Genomic DNA, 5,358 nt, shown 5'->3' with positions numbered 1-5,358 from the left:
TCCTTTGAGCAGGCATACGCGCGCTGAACGAGCGCTGGAACCAAACCCTGTGTACCTTATCCAACCTCGGCTTGTGGTATCGAGGCGCAGGGATGGATAAGGGCGAGGGAGTTTTGCCGATAGACGATATGACCGCAGAGGTCAGGCTCAAGGCAAAACATGAACTACCGACTCAAACTGTTGTGCGCCGCCGCTCTCGCCCTCGGGCTGGCGGGCTGCATTGCCGCGCCAATCGAAATGACCGCACAGACCCAGGCGCGCCTGAAGGACCAGCCGCCGGTACGTTTTTTGTTGACGTTCGACGATGGCCCCAGCGCTTCGAGCCTGTGGAATCCGTCGGCGACGGTGCTCGACAGTCTCAAGGACAATCCGCTGCAGCCGGATATCAAAGCCGTGTTCTTCGTCCAGACCGGCGCACCGCGTGCGGGCAACAGTGATATTGGCCGGGCGATCATGCGCCGCGAACATGCCGAAGGGCACATTCTCGGCTTTCATACCGCGACCCACTGGCACACCAATCATCGCTCGCTCGACCCGCAGGAGCTGGAGCAATCGCTCACCCACGGCGCGGCCGATATCGCTGCGATCAGCGGAGCAGCGCCGACACTGGTGAGACCACCGTTCTGGAATTACGACAAACGTACCTTTGCGGCCTATCAGCAGCATGGCATGCACGTGTTGTTGACTGATCTGAGTGCCAATGACGGCAAGATCTGGGGTTTCAATGCCAGCCCCAGACGTCGGGCGAACCTGCTGCGCCAGCTATCGGAGGTTCGCGAGCGGATAGCCCTCGGCGAATTTCCCAGCGTGGATGGTGTGATCCCGGTGGTGGTGACCTTTCACGACCTCAATCGCTACACCGCGCGGCACACCCGCGAATACCTGCAAATCCTCCTCGACAGCGCGGCGGCCACCGGTGTGCGCCTGGCTGACAAGCCTTTCTATGATGCCCACGATGCGCTTGAGAAAGCGGCGTTGGCGCGCACGGTTCGGCAAAGTTCGCAGCCGGTGCAATTGCCGGGAATCTGGAACTGGATCTGGGATCGCGACGCCCACTGAGGCTGCACGAAAATGTGACCGGGTTGGCAGTTGCCGGGCCGGCAGGCGGGCGATGACTCATCTATGCTCAACGGGTCGACCGACTCATCGCCTGCGAGGCGCGCGCCATGCTACCCATTGCCGATATCTGCCGGATCGTCGAATCCGGCTTTCCGTCGCTCGAATGTAAATGCACGCAAGGTGAGGCGGGACTATTGCAGATCAAGGTTTATGAGCCGGAAACCGGGCATGTCGAGTTGCTGCTCAACGGAGTTTCGCCGGAGCACCTCGTGACCATTCGTGATATTTCCAACTTCATCGGCGAGTTGCGCACGGAAATGAGTGCCGGACGCCGGGCGTTTGCCGGTTAGCCTTCAGAGTCGCCGTCTGAACGCCTGAATGATCCGCAGCGTCGCTTCGCCGGGGTTGAGATGGTGCACGGCGTCCAGTGGATGCCAGATGCATTCGCTGATTTCGTTCTGTGGGCGCATCTGTTCCAGGTCGAGTACCGAGGCCTCGTAGACGTGATGGCGGGTGTTGCCGCTTTGCAGCTCCATCAGGCACAGCAACTCATCGGCCTTCAACCCGGTCTCTTCTTCAAGTTCACGTGCAGCCGCCGCTGCCCGGGTTTCTCCGGGTTCGATCTTGCCGCCGGGCAGATTCCAGCGGCAGCGGGGTTTGCGCACCAGGAGAATGTGTCGGTCCTGCTCGCAAATGACGGTGGCGCGTTCTTTCATCTGTTACCTGTTTACCACTTGTCATAAAAAAGAAATAAAAATGCAATATTCGCGCCGTGCCACGAGTTAGAGGGTGCGCTGAGCGTTGGAACGTTTGACCGGATGAAAAGTGCCAAATGTCCGGCGGCACGGGCTGCGACGTCCGGTCGGCACAGGCGCGCGCACCGGGTGTAAGGTGAAAAGCGCAAGCCTCAACCCATGCCGGCAAACAGGAGGTGTCCATGAGCATCCCGATGCTGAACAGAATGCACATGAATGGTTATGACGTACTCAGCGTCAACAACGGCCCCTGGCGGGTCTGCACCCAGGGCGACAGGCTGGCCTCGTTCGCCAGTCGCGAGGAAGCGCTGGCTTATGCCGCGGCGTTGCCTGGTTACAAGAGTCGCTCGGCGCGTGGCCGAGGTCACACCGCTGAATGATGCTGTAATGAAAAAGCCCCGGTCACGATGCCGGGGCTTTTTGCAGGGTTTGGGGAAATACTCGAAGGTCAGTGGATTTTAGTTCGGCTGATGGCGCGGGCCTTCACTTCCCTGGCGTACAGCTGCAAGCGTTCTTCATCGCTTTGCAGCACCTCGCAGGACCTGAGGACCGATTGTGCATCCGCCTCGTTGCCCGTCTTGCGCAACAGTTCGGCGATGCGCTTGAGATCGACAGCCGACCAGCGCAGGTCCGACGCGACACTTTGCAGGTCGCGCTGAAGTTCGTGTTCGTATTCGTTGAGCCGCATGATCACCTCCGGAACATTCTCGGTACAGAAGAGTAGTAGCATTTGCGGGCAGCGTGGCACGCCTTGCCGGATCGCCGGATGAGCGGATGTGAATTTTTGTTGGATATTCAAGCAAGGGATGTCGTAGCAATGGATGTACGCGCCGTTAAACGGTACATTCGCTTTTTTTCAGATCAGGGAAATACCATGCGGATGTGGATTGGCGGTTTGGCATTGGCAATGCTGGCAGGTTGCTCATTGCCGGCATCGTTGGTGCCCGGTGAGCCGAATCTTAGCAAAGTCAGCGCCAAGGCACCCAAAGACTATGCCGCGTGCGTTCTTCCGCTGTGGCAGCACGATGTCCCGAAGACTACGCAGACCTCGATATCCAATGGCTATCGCATCACTGCGCCGAGCGTCATCACCGCCGACGAGATTCTCGATGTGGTGAAGTACAAGGACGGCAGCCGGGTTTCGCTGTATCAGGGTCCGCCATGGGCGAAATCGGCGTCGTTGCGCAAATCGCTGCGTGATTGCCTGTAACGGTCAATCCTGACGCCTTCGCGAGCAAGCCCGCTCCCACAGAAAACTGCATGCCAGCGGGGCAGTGGGTTTGCTCGTAGCCAGCGATAGCGCGGTTTATGCTTTCGCCACCCGCCACAAATACCACGCCGCAACGGTCCGGTAAGGGCTCCATGCCAGGCCGATCTCGATCATCTGCTTGCGTGTCGGCTGCACCGCCAGCCCCTTCAATCGTCGATAGCCTTCGCGTACGCCAAAATCATCCGCCGGCAGGATGTCCATGCGCTCCAGGCTGTAGATCAGCAGCATCTCGACGGTCCAGCGGCCAACCCCGCGCAGGCTGACCAGGCGTTCTATCAATGCCTCATCCTCCATCGCCAGCGCGGTGGGGTAATCCGGCACCACGCCATCGAGCGTGGCCTGGGCAATTCCCTGAATGGTCGCAATCTTGCCCGCCGAAAAGCCGCAACCGCGCAGTTGCTCGAAGTCCGCTGCGAGAATCTGCGCGGGCCTGGGAAACGTCTGCCCGGGAGTCAGCGCCACCAGCCGCCCGACAATCGCATCTCCGGCCTTGGCGTGCAGTTGCTGATAGGCAATCGCCCGCACCAGCGACTCGTAAGGATCACGCGCCGGGTGCGGTCGATGAAGGCACGGGCCGACAGCCGCAATGTGCCGCTGCCAGTGCTCATCGAGTGTGGCCAGAAACTCGCTGGCCGCCTGATAACGATCGGTCATGCTATTTCAGCAGACCGTTGACTTCGCCGTAGGTCAGCGCCTTGAGATCGTGCGTATCGAGCTTGCCGTGAGCAATGAAGCTTTTCACCAGCGTACCCATCGCGCCGTAGAGAAACTCGGCGATGCCGGAGCCGGCGCTCAAGCGGTGCACACCCAGAGCCTGCAGTTCGCTCGGCGATGGCAGGCCGTCGACACCCAATACGTTCACCGGCAACGACGTGCCTTTGCAGATCGCTTGAATGTCATCAGCCGCCGTCACGCCCGCCGCAAACAAGCCATTGGCTCCGGCCGCCTGGTACAGCGCAGAGCGCCGCAGGGTTTCGGCCACACGCTCGCCGGCCGGCACCAGGCTTTTGAGATAGACGTCGGTGCGGGCGTTGATGAACAGATTCACATCGCGCTTGCGCGCAGTCTCCCGCGCCACTTCGATCTTGCGTGCCAGCAGTTCCGGAGCGCCGTTGCCGTCCTCGATATTGATCCCCACGGCGCCCGCCGCAAGCACTGCGTCGATGACTTCGGCCACGCGCGCGAGGTCATCGGAATAACCTGCCTCGATGTCCACGCTCAGCGGAACCTTGATCACCCGTGCGATGGATTCGACCGTTGCAATCAACCGTTCAAGGGGCAGGGTGTTGCCGTCCGGGTAACCATGGATCCACGCCACCGCCGCGCTGCTGGTGGCGACAGCCTTGCCGCCAGCCTGTTCGACCAGACGCGCACCGGTGGCGTCGGCGACGTTGGTCAGAATCAGCAGGCCGTCCTGGTGCAGTTGGTGGAACTGTGTATCGAGCGTGCTCATCGAAACTCCTTGTTGTTGGGTGAGTTATTCGTCAAAAGGCCAGTTGCCGGGTGAGTTGCAGTGTCGCGTTTTCCAGGCGCAGCAGGAACGCCTTGCGCGGTTGTCCGCCGCCGTAGCCGGTCAGCGAGCCGTCTGCGCCGATCACCCGATGACAGGGCACCACGATCGACAGCCGATTGTGCCCGTTGGCCAGGCCCACGGCACGACTGGCGCCGGGTTTGCCAAGGCGCGCAGCGATGCTGCCGTAGGTGCTGGTGTGACCGTAGGGGATCTGTTGCAGCTCGGCCCAGACCTGCCGGGCAAAGTCGCTGCCAGGCAGATGCAACGCTACGCCGAATTCAGTCAGTTCGCCGGCGAAATAAGCGGTCAATTCACGCTCGATCTGCTGCAGATGGACGTTGTGCCCCGGCGCGACCACGTAGCCATGACGGCTCTGCAATTGCTCGACTTCGCGGGTCAGGGCCGGGCGATCGAGAAACTCCAGCAGCACCAGCCCCCGGCGCTCGGCCATGGCGATCATCGGCCCCAGCGGCGTGGTCAGGCGGGTGAACAGCAGCGGTTCACTGTTGGCCGCCCGCCCCGGGGTGATGTGGAACGACTTCTGGAACGCATCGCGAAAACCGCTGAGCGATTCATAGCCGGAGTCGAACGCTGCATGGTCAATCGAGGTGCCTTGGCGAATGCCGCCCAGGGCCACACCGAGCCGACGGGTGCGCAGCCACGCATGGAAGGTCATGCCGAAATGCTGCTTGAACCAGCGCCGCAATTTCAGTGGTTCGATGCCTTGGGCCAGCAGTTGCGCATCACTCCAGCGCGCCTCC

9 protein-coding genes are annotated in these 5,358 nt (G+C 61.1%); 4 read left to right on the top strand and 5 right to left on the bottom strand.

Annotation, left to right across the window (positions count from 1 at the left end; genetic code table 11):
* Positions 1 to 159 precede the first annotated feature (159 nt).
* Both DBR18_RS22245 and DBR18_RS22240 read left to right on the top strand, forming a co-directional pair.
* A complete protein-coding gene (locus DBR18_RS22245) occupies positions 160 to 1,059 on the top strand; it encodes a polysaccharide deacetylase family protein (RefSeq protein ID WP_108591932.1) in 900 nt (299 codons plus the stop codon).
* Between the two features lie 107 nt (positions 1,060 to 1,166).
* A complete protein-coding gene (locus DBR18_RS22240; protein ID WP_108591931.1) occupies positions 1,167 to 1,409 on the top strand; it encodes a DUF1652 domain-containing protein in 243 nt (80 codons plus the stop codon).
* A gap of 3 nt (positions 1,410 to 1,412) precedes the next feature.
* Here DBR18_RS22240 and DBR18_RS22235 read toward each other — a convergent pair whose 3' ends face one another.
* Positions 1,413 to 1,775, bottom strand: a complete 363-nt coding sequence (locus tag DBR18_RS22235) for an NUDIX domain-containing protein (RefSeq protein WP_108591930.1) — start codon at positions 1,773 to 1,775, stop codon at positions 1,413 to 1,415.
* 221 nt (positions 1,776 to 1,996) lie between these two features.
* Between DBR18_RS22235 and DBR18_RS22230 the strand changes: the two genes are divergently transcribed.
* The gene (locus DBR18_RS22230; RefSeq protein WP_108591929.1) at positions 1,997 to 2,194 is read left to right on the top strand and encodes a DUF2188 domain-containing protein; all 198 of its coding nucleotides are present in this window, start codon (positions 1,997 to 1,999) and stop codon (positions 2,192 to 2,194) included.
* A gap of 68 nt (positions 2,195 to 2,262) precedes the next feature.
* On the opposite strand, the gene DBR18_RS22225 is transcribed toward DBR18_RS22230, so the two are convergent.
* Complete coding sequence (locus DBR18_RS22225; RefSeq protein ID WP_108591928.1) at positions 2,263 to 2,502, bottom strand: hypothetical protein; 240 nt, start codon at positions 2,500 to 2,502, stop codon at positions 2,263 to 2,265.
* Positions 2,503 to 2,688: 186 nt separating this feature from the next.
* Between DBR18_RS22225 and DBR18_RS22220 the strand changes: the two genes are divergently transcribed.
* Positions 2,689 to 3,024, top strand: a complete 336-nt coding sequence (locus DBR18_RS22220; protein WP_108591927.1) for a hypothetical protein — start codon at positions 2,689 to 2,691, stop codon at positions 3,022 to 3,024.
* 96 nt (positions 3,025 to 3,120) lie between these two features.
* Here DBR18_RS22220 and DBR18_RS22215 read toward each other — a convergent pair whose 3' ends face one another.
* From DBR18_RS22215 to DBR18_RS22205, 3 genes are all read right to left on the bottom strand, one after another.
* Entirely contained in the window at positions 3,121 to 3,738 is a 618-nt protein-coding gene (locus tag DBR18_RS22215) for a DNA-3-methyladenine glycosylase (protein ID WP_108591926.1), read from the bottom strand.
* A gap of 1 nt (position 3,739) precedes the next feature.
* Positions 3,740 to 4,537 carry an isocitrate lyase/phosphoenolpyruvate mutase family protein gene (locus tag DBR18_RS22210; RefSeq protein ID WP_108591925.1) on the bottom strand — a complete coding sequence of 266 codons (798 nt, stop codon included), beginning with the start codon at positions 4,535 to 4,537 and terminating at the stop codon, positions 3,740 to 3,742.
* Positions 4,538 to 4,568: 31 nt separating this feature from the next.
* On the bottom strand, positions 4,569 to 5,358 hold a 790-nt coding region (locus DBR18_RS22205; protein WP_256588841.1), incomplete at its 5' end, for a methylated-DNA--[protein]-cysteine S-methyltransferase.

The sequence above is a fragment of the Pseudomonas sp. HMWF021 genome, assembly GCF_003061005.1.
GTDB lineage: Bacteria > Pseudomonadota > Gammaproteobacteria > Pseudomonadales > Pseudomonadaceae > Aquipseudomonas.
This window is presented reverse-complemented; position numbering and strand designations above follow the sequence as displayed.